Raw genomic sequence first — 22,616 nt, 5'->3', positions numbered from 1 at the left:
CGGCCCTTCCGTATCGTCGCATCCGTATGGATTCGTCCCATCAGGTCCGCCGGAGGTTTCCGCGATGCCCACGCCCGTCAACGTCGCCGTCATCTACTACTCGTCGACCGGAACCATCGCCACGATCGCCAAGGCCATGGCGCAGTACGCCGAGAAGGCCGGTGCCGAGGTGCGGCTGCGCAAGGCCGGTGAGCTCGCCCCGCAGGCGGCCATCGACTCCAACCCGGCCTGGGCCGCCAACGCGAAGGCCACCGCCGACATCACCGAGGCCTCGCCCGACGACATGATCTGGGCGGACGCCGTGATCCTCGGCACGCCGACCCGGTTCGGCAACGTCACCGCCCAGCTCAAGCAGTTCCTCGACACCCTCGGCGGCCTCTGGCAGGCGGGCCACCTCGCGGACAAGGTCTACAGCGGCTTCACCTCCACCAGCACCGCGCACGGCGGCCAGGAGTCCACGCTGCTCGCGCTCTACAACACGGTCCACCACTTCGGCGGAATCCTGGTCGCCCCCGGCTACACGGACCCGTCGAAGTTCGTGGACGGCAATCCGTACGGCACCTCGCACGTGGCCGGCCAGGGCGACATCCCGGTCGGCGAGCAGACCCTGACCGCCGCCCGGGTCCAGGCCGAGCGGGTCGTGAAGTTCACCCGGGCCATCAAGGACGGCCTCGCCGCCGGGAGCTGACGGCACCGCACACACCCCGACCGGACCATCACGCGTCGCGCGTCACGAAAGACCGCCGAGAGCCGAGAAGGGCTGCCCGCCGATGCCTCTCCACAAGGGTTCGTCCCCGAGCACGGAACCGTCCGAAGCCCGCCGCAAGCTCGCCCTCAACCCGTTCTACGGGGAGGCCGACCCGGCCGCCGGCATGGAGTCGGCGCCGCCCCGGCACCGGCTGCCCGACGGGCCGATGCCGCCGTCGACCGCGTACGGCCTTGTCCACGACGAGCTGATGCTCGACGGCAACTCACGGCTCAACCTCGCCACCTTCGTCACCACCTGGATGGAGCCCCAGGCCGGGGTGCTGATGGGCGAGTGCCGCGACAAGAACATGATCGACAAGGACGAGTACCCGCGCACGGCCGAGCTGGAGCGGCGCTGTGTGGCGATGCTCGCCGACCTCTGGAACGCCCCCGATCCCTCGGCGGTCGTGGGCTGTTCGACGACCGGATCCAGCGAGGCCTGCATGCTCGCGGGGCTGGCGCTGAAACGCCGCTGGGCGACCAGGAACGCCGACCGCTATCCGGCGACCGCCCGGCCGAATCTGGTCATGGGCATCAACGTGCAGGTCTGCTGGGACAAGTTCTGCACCTTCTGGGAGGTCGAGCCGCGGACAGTCCCGATGGAGGGCGACCGCTTCCATCTCGATCCGCAGGCCGCGGCCGACCTCTGCGACGAGAACACCATCGGCGTCGTCGGCATCCTCGGCTCCACCTTCGACGGTTCGTACGAGCCGGTCGCGGAGCTGTGCGCGGCGCTGGACGCCCTGCAGGAACGCACCGGTCTCGACATCCCCGTCCATGTGGACGGGGCCTCCGGGGCGATGGTGGCGCCGTTCCTGGACGAGGACCTGGTGTGGGACTTCCGGCTGCCGAGGGTGTCCTCCATCAACACCTCCGGGCACAAGTACGGCCTGGTCTACCCCGGCGTCGGCTGGGTGCTGTGGCGCTCGCCCGCCGAGCTGCCCGAGGAGCTGGTGTTCCGGGTCAACTACCTGGGCGGCGACATGCCGACCTTCGCGCTGAACTTCTCCCGGCCCGGCGCACAGGTGGTCGCGCAGTACTACACCTTCCTGCGGCTGGGCCGGGACGGCTACCGGGCCGTGCAGCAGGCGTCCCGGGACGTGGCCCGCGGGCTCGCGGGGCGGATCGAGGCGATCGGCGACTTCCGGCTCCTCACCCGGGGCGACCAGCTGCCCGTCTTCGCGCTGACGACCGCGCCGGAGGTGGAGGCGTACGACGTCTTCGACGTGTCGCTGCGGCTGCGCGAACAGGGCTGGCGCGTGCCGGCGTACACCTTCCCGGCCAACCGGCAGGACCTGGCGGTGCTGCGGGTGGTGTGCCGCAACGGCTTCTCGTCGGACCTCGCCGAGCTGCTGCTGGAGGACATCGGGCTGATCCTTCCCGACCTGCGCCGCCAGCCGCACCCGCTGAGCCGCGACCGGCAGGTGGCGACGGCGTTCCACCACTGAGCGCGATCGGCGCCCGGTCACTCGTCGTCGCCGGGATCCGGGACCCCCGTCGCGTACGGATTGCGCTGCCCGTCGGCGAGCACCCCGACGAAGGGCTCGCCCTCCCCCGCGAAGGTGTACGCCCCGCTCTCGATGCGGGCGATCAGCCCGCGCGTCCACTCGGCCCCGGCGTCCGCCGAGTGGACCCACAGGTTCATGATCTCGCCGATGTGGCCGAGCGATTCGGGCCCCGCCTCCGGCACGTAGTGCTCGGTGACCGTGGCCCGCCAGGCCGCGAGACCGGCGACCCGCTCCCGGAGCAGCGCGACCGCCTCGGACCGCTCCAGGTCGACGATGCCGCCGAGGGCCGCCGACAGCAGGTCCGGCTTCTGGTCGTACGAGGTGAGCGCCGCGCGCAGCAGCGTGAAGTACTCCGCGTCGCCCCGCTCGGTGATCTCGTACTCGGTACGGGGCGGGCCGCCCGCCGTGCTCGGGGCGGTCTCGTGGGCGAGCAGCAGCCCTTGCTTCGCCATCTGCTTCAGCGCGTGATAGACCGACCCGGGCTTGGCGTTGGACCACTCGTGCGCACCCCAGTACTCCAGGTCGTTGCGGACCTGATAGCCGTGCGCCCGGCCGTGCTGGCGCACGGCGCAGAGGACCAGCAGCCGGATCGCGGACATGTCACGCACCCTTTCTATTCAACTTTGATTAGAGTAGCCCCCCGCCTCGGCGACCAGCTCGAACGCGGTACGGCCGTCCAGGGACTCCCGGATGATGTCGGCGTGCCCGGCGTGCCGGGCGAGCTCCTCGACGAGATGGGCCAGCAGCCACCTCATCGAGACCCGCCCGTCCTTCGGGAACCAGGGCGCGTCCGGCAGCGGGAAGGTGTCGTCCAGGCTGGGCACCGAGCGGATGAACTCCTCCTCCTCGGCCACGACGCCGTCCCAGAACTTCAGCACCTGCTCCACCGTCTCGTCGCCGACGAGCCGGAAGCCGTCCGCCCAGGTGCTCTCGTTGCGGACGGTCTCGTTCAACCGCTGCTGGGCCATCCGCAGCCAGTTCAGCTCGACCTCGGCGACATGCTTGGCCAGTCCGGAGAGGGAGAGCTCACTGGCGCTGGGGCGGCTCGCCGCCTGCTCCTCGGTCAGCCCGATCAGGGAGCGCCGGATCGCACCGCGCTGGGCCTCGATGAAGGAGAGGAACATGCCGCGCTCGTCGCCGGGGGCTTCCGAGGGAACGTGAGTGACCATGGTGTCCGCCTTGATGATCCGTGCCGGTTCTTCCTGACACCGATCACGCTACGACCCCTTGAGGTCAGCCTCTGTCCTCAACGAGAAGGAGAGGGCGCCCGGATGGGGAAGGGCGGTCAGAAGGGGAAGACGGCCCGGCCGTGCTGAATGGAGATCCACTTCTGGGTGGTGAAGGCGTCGACGGTCGCCTCACCGTTCAACCGCCCGGTCCCGGAGGACTTCTCCCCGCCGAAGGCCGCCGGCGGATCGTCCTGGACGGTGGAGTCGTTGACGTGGAACATCCCGCTGACCACACGCCGCGCGAACCGCACCCCGCGTTCGGCGCTGCGGGTGTGCACGGCGCCGCTCAGCCCGTACGGGGTGTCGTTGGCGATCCGTACGGCCTCGTCCTCGCCGTCGAACGTCACCAACAGGGCCACCGGGCCGAATATCTCCTGGGACAGCAGCGGGGAGTCCTCGGGGAGCCCGGCGAGCACGGTCGGCTCCACGAGGTTGCCGCGGGTCCGGCCGCGGACGAGCGCGGTGGCCCCGTCGGCGACCGCCTGGTCGACCAGGGCGGTCAGGGCGTCGGCCTGGAAGGAGTTGATGACCGGGCCAATCCGGGTCTCCGGGTCGCGCGGGTCACCGGTCTTCAGCGCGGCCACCCTGGCGGTGAACTTCTCGGTGAACTCCCGCTCGACACGGCGGTCCACCAGGATGCGATTGGCCGCCATGCAGACCTGCCCCTGGTACACGAAGCGGCTGAAGACGGCCGCGTCGACCGCGTAGTCGATGTCCGCGTCCTCCAGCACCACCAGGGCGCTGTTTCCGCTCAGTTCGAGGATGGTCCGCTTGAAGTGCCCGGCCGCGACCGCGCCGACATGGCGGCCGACCCGGTCCGAGCCCGCGAACGAGATCACCTTGGGTACGGGGTGCTCGATGAACGCGTCCCCGATCTCGGCGACATCGGTGATCAGGATGTTGAGCAGCCCGGCGGGCAGTCCGGCGTCCTCGAAGATCTTCGCGATCAGCGCGCCGCCGACGACCGGGGCGTTCTGGTTGGGCTTGACGACGACCGCGTTGCCGAGCGCGAGGGCCGGTGCGACGGACTTCATCCCCACCAGGAAGGGGAAGTTGAAGGGGCTGATCACCCCGATGACGCCGACGGGCAGGCGGTAGAGGCGGTTCTCCCTGCCGTCCGCCGAGGAGGGCAGGATGCTGCCCGGCGGGCGCAGCACCCGATGGATCGCGTCGCGCAGGAATTCCTCGGCGACACGGACCTCGTACTCCGCCTTGACCCGGGTTCCGCCCAGTTCGTCGGTGATCGCGTCGACTATGTCGTCGTGCAGTTCCCCGGTGATGTGCAGTGCGCGTTCCAGGACCTCGCGGCGCTCGTACGGTCCGGTGGCGGCCCAGGAGCGCTGGGCACGCTCGGCGGCGCGGTAGGCCAGGTCGACCTCCTGCGCGGTCGCGATGGTGATCGCGGCGAGTTTCTCCCCGTTGTAGGGGTTGAAATCGATGATGTCCCACGAGCCGGTTCCGGTCCGCCACTCACCGTCGATGTATTGGTCGGCCAGCTCGTAGAAGAAGGACATGCGATCCCTTAACTCAGGTGCAGACTCCGTCGAACCGTCATCGTACTGACGAATCAGGTGAGTTGGAGCAGACCACGAAGCAGATCGCGGCTCCCCTCGGGCCCCGGGCTGTCTTCGTGCAGTCGCGTCATGGCCTTTTCGTACTGAGCGACTTCTTCGACCTTGTCCAGATAGAGCGCACTTGTCAGCTGCTCCAAATAGACGATGTCCGACAGATCGGATTCCGGGAATCGCAGCATCGTAAAAGAACCGCTCTCTCCGGCATGCCCGCCGAAACTGAAGGGCATGACCTGGAGAGTGATGTTGGGCTGTTCCGACATTTCGATCAGATGCCGCAATTGCGCGCGCATCACTTCACGGTCGCCGTACGGACGGCGCAGCGCCGCCTCGTCCAGCACGGCATGGAAATGGGGTGCACGTTCGGAGACGAGGGCCTTCTGGCGCTCCAGTCGCAGCGCCACGCGGCGGTCGATCTCGACGGCGGGCGCGGCGCCCATGCCCCGGGCGACGACCGCGTGCGCGTAGGCCTCGGTCTGCAACAGGCCGTGGATGAACTGGACTTCGTACACTCGAATGAGCGACGCCGCCCCCTCCAGACCGATGTACGTCTGGAACCAGCCGGGCAGTACATCTCCGTAACTGTGCCACCAGCCCGCCACGTTGGCCTCACGGGCCAGGCCGAGCAGAGCGTCCCGCTCCGCGTCGTCCGTGACTCCGTAGAGCGTGAGCAGGTCCTCGACGTCCCTGGCCTTGAAGCTCACCCGTCCCAACTCCATGCGGCTGATCTTCGATTCGGAGGCCCGGATGGAGTAGCCGGCCGCCTCACGGGTGATGCCGCGCGAGTCGCGCAGCCGCCTGAGCTGCGAGCCCAGCAGGATGCGCCGCACCACCGATCCACTCGACTCGCCTGCCGCCACTGGTCCGGTCCTCCCCATCGCTTCCTGGGCACCGGGGCTCCCCCCTGAACCCCAAGTGCCGGATTCTGCCATCAAAACGCTTCAGCCCGTACTCATTCGATTACGGAAATGAGAAGCCTTCCAGAAGGCTGCGAAAATACACACAGGAAGAAATGACCAAGAACCGGCACGGGTTCGGACAGGTCAGGCGCGTGCACGTGCATCTGCCCTTGCATCTGCCCAACGCATTGGGAACCATGGGGCTCGCGCACCTGCGTGCTCGTTCGTGTTGTGCCGCTGTACCCCCCGTCGTACCGATACAGCCGCGAATCCCGGGAGTGCCTCGCATGGGGACGAATGGATCGACGATGCTCGCGCCGTTACGGCAGGGGCTTCCCCCCATCGATCCCTCAGCCGTCTCCGGATCGGCCACCTGCACACTGCCCGCCCGCTACGAAGCCGTGGGCGGAGCAAGGCGGTTCACCCGGACGACGCTGAACGCATGGGGCCTGGCCGAGCGCTTCGACGATGTCGCGCTGGTGGTCTCCGAACTCGTCACCAACGCTCTGCGGCACGCCCTGCCCTCGGACAGCACCGCGCCCGACCCCCAGGACCCGCCCGTACGGCTGCACTTGATGCGCTGGAGTTCACGCCTGGTGTGCGCCGTGCGCGACCCCAGCCAGGAGAGCCCGATCGCCTCCGAGGCACCGGACTGCGCCGAATCCGGCCGCGGTCTCTTCCTCGTGGAGTCGTTCAGCGACTCCTGGGGCTGGCACCCTTCGCCGGAGCCGGAGAACCCGAACGCCCCTTCCGCGTCGCGCGGCAAGGTGGTCTGGGCGCTGTTCCGGCTCTCCGACGGCGTGTGACCCGTACGGGCGTGTGACCCGTACGACTGCGGCAAGGCCTCTCGTTCGGATCGGTCCGGACGAGAGGGGGCTCGGGCCGGCGATCCGGGCCGGGCGAAAGGGACTTGAGCCGGCCGTACGGGCCGGGCGAGAGGCGCTTGGGCCGACGGTTCTGGCCGGCCACGGCTCGCGGGATGCGGTCAGCCGCCCGCTATGAGGTGGTCGAACTCCCCGTCCTTCACGCCGAGCAGCAGCGCCTCTATCTCGGCCGGCGTATAGACCAGCGCCGGCCCGTCGGGGTGGCGCGAATTCCGCATCGCCACATCCCCGTCGGGCAGTTTCGCGAACTCCACACAGGAACCCTGGGAGTTGCTGTGTCTGCTCTTCTGCCAGACGACTCCGCGAAGCTCTGTGGCCGCCATGCCGTTGTACACGTGGTGCACAGGACGCTCCCCGAGTTGCAAGGTGCAAGTGTCAACTGTCTCGGATCATAGCTCTGTTCAAATTTCCTTGCATGCGCAGATGCATGCGCGGATGCACGTGCACGCGGGGTGTTCCCGCGATTACAGCTTTACTCCGTATGGAGAGACGCACCGGATGCCGTTTCGGCTCCGTCTACCCGCGATCGAGCTCCCCATCCCGTCGTATCGCGCTGATAACTTGGCTCGGTCTTTCGTCGACAAGGGGGAATTGCAGATGCACGGAGTCATACGTACGGGTGCCGTGATCGCCGCCGGAATCCTCACCGCGGTCGCGCTGAGCGGCTGCAGCAGCGACAGCAAGAAGAGCGACGCCCCGGGCGGCGGCTCCGGCACGGAACAGTCCAGCCCGGCTCCCGGCGGTGACGACGGCGGCTCCAAGACCAGTGCCGCGGCGCTGGAGGGCGGCTGGGCCGGCAAGACCGACGGCAAGGCGGTCGTCCTGTCGGTGGCGTCGGGGAAGGCCGTACTCGTCACCGAGAAGCACGCCTGCACGGGCACCGTGCAGGACGCGGACAAGGTGACGCTCGCGCTGAAGTGCGTCGACGGCGGCGAGGACCGCACCACGGGGTCCGTCGAGTCCAACGACGGCAAGACCGTCGTGGTGTCCTGGGACAGCGGGGTCCAGGACACCCTGGCCAAGACCGCCCCGGGCGCCCTGCCGTCCGGCCTGCCGGACCTGGAGGGCCTGCCGACCCCCTGACGGCCGCCGCACGGTCCGTCAACCCGCGTGGTTCCCGGGCGGGTTCGGGTCCGGATTGCCGGGCGGCTTCGGGTCCGACTTCTGCTCGGGCCTCGGGTCCGACTTCTGCTCGGGCTCGGGCTTCCCGTCCAGCCCCCGGGAGAACTCCTCCAGGGCTTCGAGGAGGAGGTGGGCCCCTTCCCGTACGAAGGGGTCCGCCTCGCCCTCGTCCGCACGCTGCCGTTCGTCCCACTCCGCCAGCGCCTCGCGCACCTCGGTCCAGTCCGGAACGCGCCGCTCCCGTACCGCCTTCGCGCCCTGTTCGGTGGCCCGGCGCAGCGCCTCGGCCAGGCGCGCCGCGTCCGGTACGGGGGTGGCGCCGCCGCCCGGGAGATGGGCCTCCAGCAACATCGCGGCCCGGCCGAGCTGGGCGAGCGCGTGCTGGGTGTCGTCGGCGGCGGCACGGGAGAGGCCGCGGTTGCGCACCGGTTCGTGCTGGGCGGTGGCCAGCGCCTCCTGCCAGGCGACGCGGGCCTCGCGGGTGTGGAGCAGCGCGGAACGCACGTCGTGGTGGCCGCGCTCGGCCGGTTCGGCGTACTGGTCGACGACCGAGGCGGCGTACCGCCCGTCCGCCTTCAGCCAGTCGCCGAGCCTGCCGCGGAGTCGCGGGGTCTCCCAGGCCGGGTAGAGGGCGTACGAGATCATCGCGAGGAGGCCGCCCACGAGGGTGAGGACGACCCGTTCGAGCACGGTCTGCGACCAGTTGTCGCCCGCCATGCCGAGCAGGAGGACGACATACGCCGAGACGCAGGCCTGGCCGACCACGTACCCGGTGCGCATCAGCAGATACATCAGCAGGGCGCAGAGCACGGAGAGCATCGCGGCCAGGGTCACACCGGGGTGGGTGGCCTGGACGATCGCGGTGGCGAGCGAGACACCGACGATCGTGCCGCCGAACCGGGCCACGGAACGCGCGTACGTCTGGGAGAACTCCGGCCGCATCACCATGACGGCGGCCATGGGCGCCCAGTAGCCGTGACCGAACGGCAGCGCGGTGCCGATGAGATAGCCGACGGCCGCGACGACGGACACCCGGACGGCGTGCCGCAGGATCGGTGACCCCGGGCGCAGCTCCGCGCGCATCGCCTTCGCGATGACGGGGACCAGCCGCAGCAGGGTGGGGCGGCGGCGGTGCGGGGCGCCGGGTGTCCCGTCCCCGGTGGCCTTGATGGCCTCGGCGGCCTCATCGGCCCTGGCATCCTGCTCCTTCGTACCCTCGCCCTCGGCCGTCTCGATGACGTCGGAGAGCAGGGCGCCGAGCCGGTCGGCGGCACGCAGCGGCGGGCCGGTGAGCAGCGTTCCGGTGTCCGGGGTCTTCAGCACGGCCACGGCGGACGGGGACAGTTCGACCGGGTCGCCGTGCCGGATCGCGCGGGCCGCCGAGTCGAGCACCGATCCGGCGGCGGCGAGCAGCTCGCGGACCCGTGCCCGCTCCGGCCCTTCGGACGGCACCCCCAGCGACGGGTCGGCGAGCGAGGCGAGCACCGGTCTGATCCGTTCGGCGATCCTTCGGGAACCCCGCAGCTCGGGCGGCCGGCGGCGGGCCTGGTGCGGGGTGACCGCGGCCGCGCTGCGGGCCGTCATCAGCGGCACCGGGTCGAAGAGTGCGACCGGGTCGTGGCGCAGCCGGCGGGCGTAGTCGGCCTCGGCGGCCAGCGCGTCGGCCAGCGCGTCGCGCTGGGCGCCCCATCTCCGTACCGGGAACAGGACGATCAGCGCCGCCTGCACCACTCCGCCGAACAGGATCATCCCGGCGTGCACGGCCGAGTTGGCGACGGAGGTGGGCAGGGTGACCGTGACCAGCATGATCGCCACGTTCGACGCCGCGATGATGCCGGCGGTGGGCCCCGCCGCCCAGGCCAGGCCCGCGACGAACGTCCAGAGCACCAGCAGGACGAGGAACAGCGGCAGTCGGGAGCCGGTGAGATAGCCGAGGAACGTCGACACGGCGAGACTCGCCCCGGAGACCAGGGCCAGCACGGGCCGGGGGCGCCAGCTGCGCTGGAAGGTGGCGATGGCCGCCTGGAACGCGCCGAACGCGGAGCTCGCCGCGACGACGGGCCCGAAGAACGCGAGGCTGATCCCGAGGACGAGAGCGAGACCGGCCGCACCGCGGATCGCGATGAGCGGTTCGAGACGTCGCCGCTCGATCGACAGCCCCGAGCGGGCGGTCTCTTTCAGCGCCCGGAGCCAGCTCATGCCGAGAGCCTAACCGGAATCACCGATTGGCCCGAGTTGTCATGAATCGGCTCGCCGGGCGGTCCCCAGGAACGCCCGACGGAACACGCCTGAAACGAAAGGCCCTAAGGGCTGTCCCGTCCATCGCGGAGCTCCGGACCGTTCCCGCCCATCCGCGCCCGGTCCGCCGCGGCCGTTCCATGGGTCCAGCCGTCCAGGTCCGTGGCGCCCCGGACCCGGGTGGTCGTGGTCTCGGGGAACATCCGCTCGGCGGTGTCCGTGACGGCCATGTCGCGGGCGGCGAGGACCGGGAGCAGATGAGGGGCGCCGGACCCGGCCGACACGGCCCCGGCCCCGCCCTCCGTCTCGGCCTCGGCGGCCGCGGTGACGCGGGCGGTGTCGGCGGCGAGCCGGCTGCCCAGCCGCTGGGCGTACGCCATCAGGAACGACTGCCGGAACGTCTTGGTCCGCTTGCGTCCGCCGGCCCGCTGTCCCGCCTCCGCCTTCGTCATCGCCACCGTGCCCTGGACCAGCAGGGAGGTGTACAGCAGCTCCACGGCGTCCAGGTCCGGCTCGAAGCCGACCACCGTGGAGAAGCCGAGGTCGCTGTTCCACACCGCACGGCAGCGGTTCGCGGCGGCGACCGCGTCGAGCAGGATCGCCTTCGCCGTCTCGTACGGCGCGTCGACCCCGATCCGGCACGCCCCCGGCGCCTCCTTGCTGTGGGTACGGGCGGCGAGCAGGGCCTCGTCGATGGAGTGCCGGGCCATCAGCTCCTGCGCCTTGGTGGTGAGGGCCTCCGCCTCCTCGGGGAAGCCGGTCGCCTCCGCCTTGGCGAGCAGGGCGCGGATCCGGGTCAGCATCCGGGGCTCGTCGTGCGCGGGTGGCAGCCGGAGGCCGTGCGCGGGGGTGCCCGGCGGGGGCCCGACCGGTTCGATGGCGGGGAGCCGGAGCAGCAGCCGGTACAGGCCGAGAACGGCGGAGGCGTAGGAGAAGCGGTCCGGCCGGTTCCGGGGCGGTGCGGCGGGGAGCCCGTCGAGCTGGGACCGCCAGCGGGGCGGGAGCCGCTCGTACCGCGCGGTCTCCGAGGCGATCAGCCCGGCGGCGAGGCAGGCCGCGGTCTCGTCGAGCTCGCGGCGGACGAGGCGTACGACGTCGGCGGGCTGCCAGCCGCGCTCCCAGGCCCGGCGGACGAACTCCTCGCCTCGCCGGAACAGTTCCGCGTCGGCCGTCGGGTCGGCGGCGAGGAGGGAGGCCCCGGTGTCGAGACCGGCGTCGCCGTCCGAGTAGAGGGCTGCCGCGAATGCCTGGTCGGTCACCGGTTCCATGAGGTCAGGGTAGGCAGGGCGGTGCGGCGGGGTAGGGCTGGCCCTACCTCCCGGACGGGCTCTGGTGGTCGTGATCGCGGGGCGCGGAAACGCTTCGATCGGGGCATGGCTTCCTCCCGCGCATCCGTTGCGCCCACGAGTGCCGCCGACGCCGTACGGCTTCGCTCCGTGCGCCGCGCCTACGGCGGGGTCGACGCCCTCGGCGGCATCGACCTCACCGTGCGGACCGGCACCTTCACCGCCGTCATGGGCCCGTCCGGGTCCGGCAAGTCCACGCTGCTGCACTGCGCGGCCGGGCTCGACCGGCCGACCTCCGGCACCGTCGAGGTCGGCGGGGTGCGGCTGACCGGGCTGAGCGAGCGCCGGCTGACGCTGCTGCGCCGGGACCGGATCGGTTTCGTCTTCCAGGCGTTCAATCTGCTCCCCTCGCTGACGGCCGCCCAGAACGTCGCGCTGCCGCTGCGGCTCGCGGGCCGCCGCCCGTCCCGTACCGAGGTACGGGACGCCCTGGCCCGGGTCGGTCTCGCGGACCGGGCGGGGCACCGGCCCGCCGAACTGTCCGGGGGCCAGCAGCAGCGGGTGGCGCTGGCGCGGGCCCTGATCACCCGGCCCGCGGTGCTCTTCGGCGACGAGCCGACCGGCGCGCTGGACACCGCGACGAGCCAGGGGGTGATGGAGATGCTGCGGGAGCTGGTGGACCTGGAGGGGCAGACGATCGTGATGGTCACCCATGACCCGGTGGCCGCGGCGTACGCGGACCGGGTGGTCTTCCTGGTCGACGGGCAGGTGGCGGACGATCTGACCGGAATCGGCGCCGAGCGGATCGCGGCCTGGATGGCGGCGGGCCGCACCGGCGGACGCGGCAGGGCCGGGGAGCCCGGCGCCACCGGGGGACACGGCGCCGCCGTCGCCGGGACCGTCGCGGATCCTGCGCGGGAGGCGTCGTGCTGACCGTCGCCCTGGCCTCCCTGCGCACCCGCTGGACCGCGCTCACCGGCACCTTCGTCGCGCTCGCGCTGGGCGTGGGCCTGATCGCGGCCATGGGTCTCGGCCTCGCCTCGACCTTCGACGCCCCGGACCGGGCACCGCTGCGCTTCGCCGCGTCGCCGGTGGTGGTGATGGGCGACGACACCCTGACCGTGCGGGTGCGGCGCGGGCCGTCCACCACGGAGATCGATCGCAGGCTCACTCATCCACACCCTGTGGATATCGAACTCCTGCGCGACCTCCGGGCGCTCGGCCCGGTGACGCGGGACGACGGCGGGGACGCCGTACGCCTTCGGCACGAACCCGACGCCGTGGGTGTGGACGCGCCCGTCGCCGAGGTGCGCCGGGTGGTCGGCGACCGCGCCCTGGTCCTCACCGGGGACGACCGCCGCCGGGCCGACCCGGCCACCGAGCGGGACGCCGAGGGACTGCTGACCGCGAACGTCCTGCTCGGCACCGCGGGCGGCCTCACCGCCTTCGTCTCGGTCTTCGTCGTCGCGTCGACGTTCACCTTCGCCGTGGCGCTGCGCCGGCGCGAATTCGGGCTGCTGCGCACGGCGGGCGCCACGCCGGGCCAGTTGCGGCGGCTGCTGCTGACGGAGGCCGCCGCGGTCGGCACCCTCGCCTCCGCCGCCGGCTGCGTACTGGGCCACCTGGGTGCACCGCTGCTCGCCGGACTGCTCGTCGACCGGGGGATGGCACCGTCCTGGTTCACCATCCGTCCGGCCGCCTGGCCGCTCCACGCCGCCTTCTGGTCCGGTCTGGCCGTGGCCTTCGCGGGGGTCTGGGTGGCCTCGCGGCGGGCGGGCAGGACCGGCCCCGCCGAGGCGCTGCGCGAGGCCGATGTCGATACGGGCGTGCTCCCGCCGGTCCGCCGGCTGCTGGGCTTCGCCCTGCTCGCGGGGGCCGCGTTCCTGATGGCGAAGTCCCTCGCCACCGACCCGTCCGCGCTGCTGAAGCGGAAGACGTACATGACGCAGCCGATGGTCCTGATCACGGCCGTCGCCCTGCTCGCACCGCTGCTCGTGCGCCCGTTGGCCCGGATGGTCCGGCTGCCGGGAGCGACCGGGATGCTGGTGGCCGCGAACACCTCGGCGGCGCTGCGGCGTACGGTCGCGGTGGCCGCTCCGGTGCTGATCACCGTGGCGCTGGCGGGTTCGGTGGCCGGCTCCGCGATGACCGTGTCGGCGGCGAAGGCGACGGAGGCGCGCGAGCACACCGGGGCCGATCTGGTCGTGACGGGCGAGGAGTTGAGGGTCCGGCCGGTGCCCGGCGCCACGCTGTCCGCCTCCGCACCGACCGCCGTCCACGTACGCGAGGAGGGCTCCGCCCTCATCACCTCCGAGGCCCGCGCGGTGGACGACGCGAAGGCCCTGGCACGGCTCGGGCGGCTGCCGGTGGTGGCGGGCGACATCAGGGACCTGGACGACCGCTCGATCGTGGTGAACGAGGAGTGGGAGCAGCACACGGTGGGCTCGACGGTACGGGTGTGGCTCGGCGACGGGCGGCCGGTCTCCTTGCGGATCGCGGCGGTGCTGGCGCTCGGTACGGGGAACAACGGGGCCTATGTGACCAGGGCGAACGCCCCGACGGCGGCCGTGGACCGGATCGACGTACGCCTCGCGCCGGGCGCCGACCGCGCTTCGGTCACGGAGCGGCTGCGCGAAACCGGCGGCACGGTGCGGTCGGCGGAGCAGTGGCTGGCCGCGACCTACCCGCGCACGAATCCGCAGACCCGGACCGGTCTGGCCGTGATCCTGGGGATCGCCCTGGTCTACACCGTGATCGCGCTGGCCAACACGATGCTGATGGCGGGGTCCGTACGCTCCGCGGAGCTGGACGCGCTCCGACTGGCCGGTGCCACCCGGCCGCGGGTCCTCGCGGTGGTGGCCGGGGAGACCCTGTTCGCGGTCGGGCTCGGGGCGCTGCTCGGCCTGGCCGTGGCCGGGGTGCATCTGGCGGGCCTGGCCGCCGCGCTGGCCTCGGTGTCGGCGCCGGTCGTGGTGTCGGTGCAGTGGGCGCTGATGGGCGGTGCGGCGGGGGTGTGCGCGCTGGTCGCGGTGGGGGCGGCGATGCTGCCGGGGGCGGTGCGCCGCCGCTCGGTGCCGGTGGGCCGAGACGCGGCGGCCAGGTGTGGCGGGCGGGGGCCGGACGAGAGAACCGGACCGGAGAACCGGACAAGAGGCCCGGTGCGGCCGTACGGGACCCGGTCGGACAGCTCGCTTAGTCCATCCAGCCCCACCCGCTGACGGTGTATCCGCTTTCATTCTTTTGTCGGGATTTCGCATGGTTTCATCTCGCCATGGAGGCGATCACATGGTGACCGAGAACCGACAACAGGACACGAGCGCACGGGCGATCACATCACGGCGGCGCGTACTGGCCGCCGCCGCGCTCGCGCCGGTACTGACCGCGGCGGGCCCCGCCGCGGCCCGCACCCTGCCCACCGGGACGACCGGGGCGGGGCACGGGGAACGGATCAAGCCGGTGCCGACCGGCCTGGACGACTGGGCGGACGTGGCGAAGGCGCTGGGCCGCCCCGGCAACATGCTGCGCGGCACGACGTACCACACGGGCTTTCCCCGGCGGGATCTCCACGTGGTCTCCGAGGGCGTCGTCGTCACACCGGGGCTCGCGCTGGGCACGCATGTGGCCTTCGTCCGCTACGCCGACGGCTCCACGATGCTCATGGGCGACGTGGTGGTCACCGAGCACGAGCTCCAGCGGGTGACCGACGCATGGCAGGCGAACGGGATCGAGCAGACCGCGCTCCACAAGCACCTGCTCTCCCAGACCCCGGACATCTGGTGGACTCATGTCCACGGACACGGCCACGACGCGGTGGCCCTGGCCCGCGGGCTGCGCGCGGGATTCGACCGCACCGGCACCCCGCCGCCCGTGCCGCCAGGGCGGCCGGACCCGGTCGCCCTGGACATCGCCGGGATGGAGGCGGCGCTCGGCGCCAAGGGCTCCATCGAGGACGGGCTCTACAAGGTCGTCTTCGTCCGCCGCGAGACCATCGCGGACGGCCATCTGATCCTGCCCCCCGGCCTCGGGTCGAGCAGTGCGTTCAACTTCCAGCCGCTGGGCCGCGGCCGGGCCGCGCTCAGCGGCGACTGCGCCATGCTCACCGACGAGGTCCCGCATGTGCTGAGGGCCCTGCGGCGCGGCGGGATCAAGCTCGTCGAGCTGCACAACCACCATCTGTCGGAGGACCCCCGCCTGTTCTTCACCCACTTCTGGGCGGTGGGCGACGGCGTCGCGCTCGCCCGCGCGCTCCGCCCCGCGGTGGACGCCACCGACGTCGTACCGAACATCTGAGACCGGCCGCACCGGGCGTACGGGGCACGAGGTCCGTGCCGGTCGCCGGACCGCATTGCGCCGGTCCAGCGACCGGCGCCGCCGAATCCGTTCTGCATATGGACCAATCGGCCCGGAGCGGCGCGTGGCCCCGCGGGCGACCGGGCACCCATGGACCGTCCAGCCCGCACATTCCACGAACCACCCGTCAGATCCCCATCTGGAGCTCCGCATGGAACCAGTCGCCGGCGCACGGCACTGCCCGTTCGACTACGCCGAGGCCCTCGAATTCGACCCGGTGCTCAGGCACTTGATGACCGAAGAACCCGTCTCCCGCATCCGCCTCCCGCACGGCGACGGCGAGGCATGGCTCGTCACCGGCTACGACGACGTGCGTACGGTGACCACCGACCGGCGCTTCAGCCGCAGCGCCATCATCGGCCGGAACTTCCCGCGTATGACCCCCGAGCCGATCGTCCAGGACGAGGCGATCAACGTCATGGACCCGCCGGGCAGCAGCCGCCTGCGCAGCCTGATCTCCAAGGGCTTCGCGCCCCGTCACATGGAGCGCATGCAGGTGCGCACGCAGCACGTGGTCGACGAGCTGCTGGACCGCATGGAGGAGCACGGCGCCCCCGCCGACCTGTTCGAGCATCTGGCGGCCCCGCTGCCGCTGACCACCATCTGCGAGGTCCTCGACATTCCGGAGGCCGACCGCGCACAACTGCGCGCCCACGCCCGGACCATGATGGACACCACCGTCGAGAACAAGGACGCCGCGGTACGCGCCAAGGCCGATCTCCGCGCCTACTTCGAGACGCTGACCGCCGAACGGCGCGCGAACCCGGGCGACGACCTGATCAGCGCGCTGGCCACCGCTCGCGACGGGGACGAGATCCTCAACGACCGGGAACTGACCGTCATGGCCATGGTCCTGCTGATCACCGGCCAGGACACCACCACGTACCAGATCGGGAACATCGCCTACACGCTGCTCACCAGGCCCGACGAGCTCGCCATGGTGCGCGACCGCCCCGAGATGCTCCCGCAGGCCATGGAGGAGCTGCTGCGCTTCATCCCCTTCCGCAAGGGCGTCGGCATCCCCCGTGTCGCCACCGAGGACGTGGAGCTGAGCGGGGTGCGGATCCGGGAGGGGGACATCGTGCACGTCTCCTATCTGACGGCCAACCGTGACGGCCGGAAGTTCGACCGTCCCGACGAGCTGGACCTGGAGCGTCAGGGGCCGTCCCACATGACCTTCGGATGGGGCGGGCACCACTGCCTCGGCGCCCCGCTCGCGGCCGTGGAGCTCCAGACCGCCATCGGAACGCTGCTGAAGCGCTTCCCCGCCCTGAAGCTGGCGACGCCGGCCGAGGAAGTGCGCTGGAACAAGACGTCGATCTGGCGCTATCCCCTCGAACTGCCCGTCACCTGGTGATCCGGCGGCGCGGGTGACTCGCCCGTCCTGGGTGTCTCACCCGGGCCGTCATCGATGATGCGCCGGCCCACGGCCGGCGGCAACCCGGAACGCTCCGGGGCGCCGGTCGCCCCGGAGCGTTCCGGCGCAAAGCCCTGCCGCACGGCCCTGCCGCACGCTCGACATGCGGCCCCGATCCGCCTGCCGTAACGTGATCCCGACGGCCACCCCAGCCGTGGCGGATCCGCTTCCGCCCACGAACGGCTAGAACTCAGTCTTCGACGGTCGGCCCGTCCGCGCCCGTTCCAGGGGTACCTGACCCGGCGCCGGAATCCACCAGCGCTCCACGTGCGCGCAACGCCGCGTGTACGGAGCCGCAGTGGCCGTCTCCGGTAGGCGAATGCCCCGGAACCCTTCGGGCCCGGCCGCGTGGACCATGTCCGCTAGGAGGAGTTCCATGGCGGTTCTCTGCAAGCCGGCCATCGCGGTTCCCGAGTACGTCATCACCAACGAGGAAACCCTTGAGCTGGCTCAACGGTTGCACGGCGACCATCCGCAGATCGATCTGGTTCTTCGGCTGATCGAACACACCGGGGTGAAGAAGCGGCATCTGATCCAGCCGATCGACAAGGTGTTGCAGCACCCGGGCTTCGACGCCCGCAGCATCACCTACGAGGAGCACACCAAGGCCCGGGTGCCGGCAGTGGTGCGCCAGGCGCTCGACCAGGCCGAACTGGAGCCGCAGCAGATCGACTTGATCGTCTATGTCTCCTGCACCGGCTTCATGATGCCGCCGCCGACCGCGTGGCTCATCGGCGAGATGGGCTTCCGGCCTGAGACCCGGCAGCTGCCGATCGCGCAACTCGGCTGTGCCGCGGGCGGCGCCGCCGTCAACCGGGCGCACGACTACTGCACGGCCTACCCCGACGCCAATGTACTGATCGTGGCCTGCGAGTTCTGCTCACTGTGCTACCAGCCCACCGACCTGGGTGTGGGATCGCTGCTGTCCAACGGTCTGTTCGGCGACGGCATAGCCGCCGTCGTGCTGCGGGGCCGCGGCGGGACGGGAGTACGACTGGAGCGCAACGGCTCGTACATCATCCCGGCCACCGAGGACTGGATCTCGTACGCGGTCCGCTCCACCGGGTTCCACTTCCAGCTCGACAAGCGGGTGCCCGGAACGATGGAGCCCCTCGCACCGGCCCTGGAGGCGGTCGCCGAGGAGAACCAGTGGAACGCCGGCAAGATGGACTTCTACATCATCCACGCGGGCGGCCCGCGCATCCTGGACGACCTGAGCCACTTCCTGGACGTGCCGCCCGAGGCGTTCCGCTTCAGCCGCGCCACCCTCACCGAGTACGGCAACATAGCCAGCGCCGTGGTGCTCGACGCCCTGGGCCGCATGTTCGACGAGGCATCGGTTCTCGACGGACAGCGTGGCCTGATGGCCGGCTTCGGCCCCGGCATCACCGCCGAGATCTCCCTGGGCACCTGGACTTCCGGATCCGAATCCTGACGCCCCGCTCCCCCGGCCCGCAGAGCCGTCCCCCGCGTCTGCGGGCCGGGGGACGGCCGTCGCACCGCCCGGTCACCGTCCCCTCCCGCGCGCCGCACCCCGTTGTCAGTGCCGGGTGCCAGACTCGAAGACATGACCGAACGTTGGGCTCTGGCCATGACGGAGACCGGCGGCGCCCTCCTCGCCCCGCTGGCCCCCACCGGCCTGCCCGCCGCCCCGGTCGTGGCCGAACCCGACCTCGTGGCGGCGGTCCGCGCCCGCCCGGACGTCACCCGCTGGGTCTGGCGGTCCACCGCCGAGATCTATCCCCGTCTGCTCGCGGCCGGCGTCCCCGTGAGCCGCTGCTACGACATCGAGGTCGCCGAATCCCTCCTCCTCGCCCATGAGGGCCGCCTCGGCGAGCCCCGCTCCGCGGCCGCCGCCCACGCCCGCCTGCGCAACGCCCCCGTGCCGCCCGATCCGCCGCCCCGCTCCGCGGAGCCCGGCTCCCAGTCCTCGCTCTTCGAGCCCCGGTCCGGTGCGCAGCTGCCCTTCGACGACCTCCTCCAGGTCTACGCCGACCAGCTCCGCCGCCACGACACCACCGAGCACCCGGGCAGGATGCGCCTGCTCACGGCCGCCGAGTCGGCGGGCATGCTGGTCGCAGCCGAGATGAACCGGTCCGGCCTCCCCTGGCGCGCCGACGTCCACCGGGACGTCCTCCACGAGCTGCTCGGCGAGCGTTACGCGGGCGGCGGCGAGCCCCGCAGACTGGCCGAGCTGGCCGACGAGGTGTCGGCCGCCTTCGGCAGACGGGTCCGCCCCGACCTCCCCGCCGACGTGGTGAAGGCCTTCGCGCAGGCCGGCATCAAGGTGAAGTCCACCCGCCGCTGGGAGCTGGAGGAGCTGGACCACCCGGCGGTGGAACCCCTCATCCGGTACAAGAAGCTGTACCGGATCTGGACGGCACACGGCTGGAGCTGGCTCCAGGACTGGGTGCGCGACGGCCGCTTCCGCCCGGAGTACCAGCCGGGCGGCACGGTCAGCGGCCGCTGGACGACCAACGGCGGAGGGGCGCTGCAGATCCCCAAGGTGATACGGCAGGCGGTCGTCGCCGACGAGGGCTGGCGCCTGGTCGTCGCGGACGCCGACCAGATGGAGCCCCGGGTGCTCGCCGCGATCTCCCGCGACCGCGGCCTGATGGAGGTGGCGGGCCATGACGGCGATCTGTACACGGCGCTGTCGGACCGTGCGTTCCACGGCGACCGGGACCACGCCAAGCTCGCGCTGCTGGGCGCGGTCTACGGCCAGACCTCGGGCGACGGTCTGAAGAACCTGGCCGCCCTGCGCCGGAGATTCCCGCTGGCCGTGGCCTATGTCGACGATGCCGCGAAGGCGGGCGAGGAGGGACGTCTCGTACGGACCTGGCTCGGCCGGACCAGTCCCCCCGCGGCCGGGAGCGGGACGGACGAGGAGGCCGGCATCCCGCAGGAGAGCGCCGAACCGCCCTCCGCCGAAGGCGATTTCACCCCTGGCTACGCATTCACCCCTGGTTACGCATCGTCCCATGCCCGCGCGCGGGGCCGCTTCACGCGCAACTTCGTGGTGCAGGGCAGCGCGGCCGACTGGGCGCTGCTGCTCCTGGCCGCCCTGCGCCAGTCGCTGCGCACCGCCGGTCTCCGGGCCGAGCTGGTCTTCTTCCAGCACGACGAGGTGATCGTGCACTGTCCGCGGGAGGAGGCGGAGGCCGTGGTGGAGGCGATCCGGGCGGCCGGTGAGCTGGCCGGGCGGACCGCCTTCGGCGAGACGCCGGTGCGTTTTCCGTTCACTACGGCGGTGGTGGAGCGTTATTCGGACGCGAAGTAGGTCCCGTCTCCGGCCCCGGAGCCGGCCCGGAAGCCGGTCGTGCGCCCCGGCCGGGACCGGTGCCCGGTCCCTCGTCGAACCCGGCCAGCCCGTGGTCGTAGTGCGCCGGACGCAGATGCTGATGCCGGTGCCGGGCGTTGAGCAGATGAATGACGAACGCCGCCATCGCGATCATCGCGAGGACGACCACGACCATGACCAAGGTGTCCATGCGATACCGGCCCCCTTCGATGCGCAGGCCGACCCGAGCGGCTCACCCGGAGCCGTACGCATCCAGGCTACTCCGCTGCCCGGCTCCCGGCCTTCGGCAGGACCGCCCCGGCGCGGACCGGGAACGTGGCGAGGTCCGGGCCGGAAAGCGTTCCCGGCCCGGACCTGCGCGGCGCGCGCCCCGCTTCGCTGCGTGGCTACCCGCGTTCCCACAGCGCGGGGACGTTCGGCGGTTCCCAGCCGGCCATGGCCGAGTGCGCCTGCAGACAGCGGTAGGCGACGCCGCCGTACGTGACGCGGTCTCCCGCGCTGTAGAGCGTTCCGGCCGCCCAGGTGGAGCCGGGCGGGTCGGTCGGCGGATCGGTGGGCGGGTCGGTCGGGGTCTGGGCGAGGTCGAGAACGAAGTCGAACGTCCCCTCCTTCGCCGATCCGGCGTCCCGGACGTTCATCAGGAGCGCCGGGTCGAAGAGGGCGTCGGTGTTGTTGCGCGGCTCGTCCGGGAAGTACAGCTGGGTGGTCAGGATGCCCGAGCCGGGCGCCTGGACCTTGACGTGGATGTGGCGCGTACGCCCCGGGTACAGCCCCGGCACGATCGTGGTCAGGCCGAAGGCTCCCGACTGATCGGTGAACTGGTGCCCGCGGAAGGCGAATCCGCTCATGTCGTACGCGCCGTTGGTGTCGGCCTGCCAGAAGTCCAGGAGCACTCCGGGAACGGGTTTGCAGGCCCGCCCGAAGACATAGCCGCTCACGGTCAGCCGGACACCGGGAGTGCTGCCGGTCACCAGGCTCGTACGGAGCGGGGAGTCGGGCTTGAAGTAGGGCCCCTCGATCTGGTCGTGGGTCGGGCCGTCACCGTCGTCGCAGTTCGGCGTGGGGGCCAGGGGCCGGCCGCCGGTCCCGGCGTCGCGGGCCAGCGCGACGCCTCCGCCCGCGAGCAGTGGGACGGTGCCGGCCACGAGCGCGGCCTTGAGCAGTGTCTTGCGGCTGATCCGGCGGTCGCCGCCGGAGCCTTCGGTCGGTTCTGGGGTCATGGCTGATTCCTCGGATGGGGGAAGGGCACGTGCATGACACAGAGCACGGAACACGGAGCAGGAGCAGGGAGCACGGAGCAGGGACCGGGGTGCGCGCCGCCCGGCCGGGAGGCCGGAGCGGAAGCCGGGCGGGCGCGGCAACCGGTGGCGGCTGGGCCAGGTGCGGCTGGCGGCAGCGGTAGCTGTCGGAGCCGTACGTCACGACATCGCCCGCCGCAGCGCCACCCGGTCCAACGCTGCCTTGGCCGCGTCGAGTTCGGCCAGACTGTGCTCGACGACGACGGGTCTGGCACCGGCCTCGCGGATCCGGGCGGCGTCCGAGGCGTCGGTGGTGGCCACGGTCAGGGCCGCGTCGGGACCGCTCACCCGGGCGCCGGCGAAGTCGGCGCCGAGGGAGCGCTTCAGCCCGGCGGCGACGGCCGCCGCCCGGGTCTCGTGGCCGATCCGGACGCGCGCCTCGGCGGCGGTCAGTCCGAGATCGCGCCGCATGGCCTCCAGCAGACCGGGCGAGAGCTGTTCGGCCCCCGTGGCGGCGGGGGTGCGGAGGTGGGGAGCCGGATCGGCGGATGCGCTGCCGGTCTGACCTGCCAGCGCGAGCACACCGACGGCCACGGTGGCGGTACACGCGGCCAGGACACGTCTGCGGAGCATGGATCTCTCCACGGAACTCTCCTTGACTTCGGGGGAATTGCCGCCAAGGTAGCCGCGTACACGTCATCCCCAGGAGATCCCGTCCGCCCCCTCACTTCGCGTTATGGGGCCCCTGACCGGCGACAACGGGCTCCTTGCTCCGCGGTCGGGCCTCGGACATCCACATACGCCGCCGATCCCCGTAGGTTCGCTC

The 22,616-nt window shown here is 71.7% G+C and carries 19 protein-coding genes and 1 pseudogene; 10 read left to right on the top strand and 10 right to left on the bottom strand.

Annotated features, from left to right (window positions below; translation table 11 throughout):
* Positions 1–64 precede the first annotated feature (64 nt).
* Both wrbA and ACFV8T_RS09815 read left to right on the top strand, forming a co-directional pair.
* On the top strand, positions 65–688 hold the full coding sequence (gene wrbA, locus ACFV8T_RS09820) for an NAD(P)H:quinone oxidoreductase (RefSeq protein WP_385326131.1): 624 nt from the start codon (positions 65–67) through the stop codon (positions 686–688).
* Between the two features lie 82 nt (positions 689–770).
* On the top strand, positions 771–2,195 hold the full coding sequence (locus ACFV8T_RS09815) for a glutamate decarboxylase (RefSeq protein ID WP_385326129.1): 1,425 nt from the start codon (positions 771–773) through the stop codon (positions 2,193–2,195).
* Positions 2,196–2,212: 17 nt separating this feature from the next.
* Here ACFV8T_RS09815 and ACFV8T_RS09810 read toward each other — a convergent pair whose 3' ends face one another.
* The 4 genes from ACFV8T_RS09810 to ACFV8T_RS09795 form a co-directional block, all read right to left on the bottom strand.
* Entirely contained in the window at positions 2,213–2,854 is a 642-nt protein-coding gene (locus tag ACFV8T_RS09810) for a PadR family transcriptional regulator (protein WP_385326127.1), read from the bottom strand.
* An 18-nt stretch (positions 2,855–2,872) separates the two neighbouring features.
* Positions 2,873–3,424, bottom strand: coding sequence for a DinB family protein (locus tag ACFV8T_RS09805; RefSeq protein WP_385326125.1), 552 nt, complete (start codon positions 3,422–3,424; stop codon positions 2,873–2,875).
* A gap of 116 nt (positions 3,425–3,540) precedes the next feature.
* The gene (locus ACFV8T_RS09800; protein WP_385326123.1) at positions 3,541–4,998 is read right to left on the bottom strand and encodes an aldehyde dehydrogenase family protein; all 1,458 of its coding nucleotides are present in this window, start codon (positions 4,996–4,998) and stop codon (positions 3,541–3,543) included.
* Between the two features lie 53 nt (positions 4,999–5,051).
* On the bottom strand, positions 5,052–5,933 hold the full coding sequence (locus tag ACFV8T_RS09795) for a helix-turn-helix domain-containing protein (protein WP_385326253.1): 882 nt from the start codon (positions 5,931–5,933) through the stop codon (positions 5,052–5,054).
* A 308-nt stretch (positions 5,934–6,241) separates the two neighbouring features.
* Between ACFV8T_RS09795 and ACFV8T_RS09790 the strand changes: the two genes are divergently transcribed.
* Positions 6,242–6,760: an ATP-binding protein gene (locus ACFV8T_RS09790; protein ID WP_385326121.1), complete on the top strand. Its 519-nt coding sequence runs from the start codon at positions 6,242–6,244 to the stop codon at positions 6,758–6,760.
* Between the two features lie 179 nt (positions 6,761–6,939).
* On the opposite strand, the gene ACFV8T_RS09785 is transcribed toward ACFV8T_RS09790, so the two are convergent.
* The gene (locus tag ACFV8T_RS09785; protein WP_037690973.1) at positions 6,940–7,182 is read right to left on the bottom strand and encodes a DUF397 domain-containing protein; all 243 of its coding nucleotides are present in this window, start codon (positions 7,180–7,182) and stop codon (positions 6,940–6,942) included.
* Positions 7,183–7,435: 253 nt separating this feature from the next.
* On the opposite strand from ACFV8T_RS09785, the gene ACFV8T_RS09780 reads away from it, so the two are divergent.
* Positions 7,436–7,921: a hypothetical protein gene (locus tag ACFV8T_RS09780; RefSeq protein ID WP_385326119.1), complete on the top strand. Its 486-nt coding sequence runs from the start codon at positions 7,436–7,438 to the stop codon at positions 7,919–7,921.
* 18 nt (positions 7,922–7,939) lie between these two features.
* On the opposite strand, the gene ACFV8T_RS09775 is transcribed toward ACFV8T_RS09780, so the two are convergent.
* Both ACFV8T_RS09775 and ACFV8T_RS09770 read right to left on the bottom strand, forming a co-directional pair.
* Positions 7,940–10,159, bottom strand: coding sequence for an FUSC family protein (locus tag ACFV8T_RS09775; RefSeq protein WP_385326117.1), 2,220 nt, complete (start codon positions 10,157–10,159; stop codon positions 7,940–7,942).
* Positions 10,160–10,263: 104 nt separating this feature from the next.
* Positions 10,264–11,466 (bottom strand): DUF2786 domain-containing protein, encoded by a 1,203-nt coding sequence (locus ACFV8T_RS09770; RefSeq protein ID WP_385326115.1) that lies wholly within the window; start codon positions 11,464–11,466, stop codon positions 10,264–10,266.
* A gap of 105 nt (positions 11,467–11,571) precedes the next feature.
* On the opposite strand from ACFV8T_RS09770, the gene ACFV8T_RS09765 reads away from it, so the two are divergent.
* The 6 genes from ACFV8T_RS09765 (at position 11,572) to ACFV8T_RS09740 (ending at position 20,531) form a co-directional block, all read left to right on the top strand.
* Positions 11,572–12,417 (top strand): ABC transporter ATP-binding protein, encoded by an 846-nt coding sequence (locus ACFV8T_RS09765; RefSeq protein WP_385326113.1) that lies wholly within the window; start codon positions 11,572–11,574, stop codon positions 12,415–12,417.
* A complete protein-coding gene (locus tag ACFV8T_RS09760) occupies positions 12,411–14,702 on the top strand; it encodes an ABC transporter permease (protein WP_385326111.1) in 2,292 nt (763 codons plus the stop codon). The genes ACFV8T_RS09765 and ACFV8T_RS09760 overlap by 7 nt, the downstream gene beginning before the upstream one ends.
* 67 nt (positions 14,703–14,769) lie before the next feature.
* Positions 14,770–15,774 (top strand): DUF1259 domain-containing protein, encoded by a 1,005-nt coding sequence (locus ACFV8T_RS09755; protein ID WP_385326110.1) that lies wholly within the window; start codon positions 14,770–14,772, stop codon positions 15,772–15,774.
* A 211-nt stretch (positions 15,775–15,985) separates the two neighbouring features.
* The gene (locus ACFV8T_RS09750) at positions 15,986–17,191 is read left to right on the top strand and encodes a cytochrome P450 (protein ID WP_385326108.1); all 1,206 of its coding nucleotides are present in this window, start codon (positions 15,986–15,988) and stop codon (positions 17,189–17,191) included.
* 436 nt (positions 17,192–17,627) lie between these two features.
* Positions 17,628–18,686: a type III polyketide synthase gene (locus ACFV8T_RS09745; RefSeq protein WP_385326106.1), complete on the top strand. Its 1,059-nt coding sequence runs from the start codon at positions 17,628–17,630 to the stop codon at positions 18,684–18,686.
* A 132-nt stretch (positions 18,687–18,818) separates the two neighbouring features.
* On the top strand, positions 18,819–20,531 hold the full coding sequence (locus tag ACFV8T_RS09740) for a bifunctional 3'-5' exonuclease/DNA polymerase (protein ID WP_385326104.1): 1,713 nt from the start codon (positions 18,819–18,821) through the stop codon (positions 20,529–20,531).
* On the opposite strand, the gene ACFV8T_RS09735 is transcribed toward ACFV8T_RS09740, so the two are convergent.
* The 3 genes and pseudogenes from ACFV8T_RS09735 to ACFV8T_RS09725 form a co-directional block, all read right to left on the bottom strand.
* Positions 20,494–20,742, bottom strand: a complete 249-nt coding sequence (locus tag ACFV8T_RS09735) for a hypothetical protein (RefSeq protein ID WP_385326102.1) — start codon at positions 20,740–20,742, stop codon at positions 20,494–20,496. The two genes, ACFV8T_RS09740 and ACFV8T_RS09735, sit on opposite strands and share 38 nt — an antisense overlap.
* A gap of 196 nt (positions 20,743–20,938) precedes the next feature.
* On the bottom strand, positions 20,939–21,772 hold the full coding sequence (locus ACFV8T_RS09730; RefSeq protein WP_385326100.1) for a carbohydrate-binding protein: 834 nt from the start codon (positions 21,770–21,772) through the stop codon (positions 20,939–20,941).
* Positions 21,773–21,979: 207 nt separating this feature from the next.
* Positions 21,980–22,423, bottom strand: a pseudogene (locus tag ACFV8T_RS09725) (S1 family peptidase); the annotation flags it as partial.
* Between the last annotated feature and the right edge of the window lie 193 nt (positions 22,424–22,616).

It is taken from the genome of Streptomyces sp. NPDC059832, from assembly GCF_042731715.1.
Taxonomy (GTDB): Bacteria; Actinomycetota; Actinomycetes; order Streptomycetales; family Streptomycetaceae; genus Streptomyces.
The sequence above is the reverse complement of the archived record's forward strand: the minus strand, read 5'-3'. Positions and strand labels throughout refer to the sequence as shown.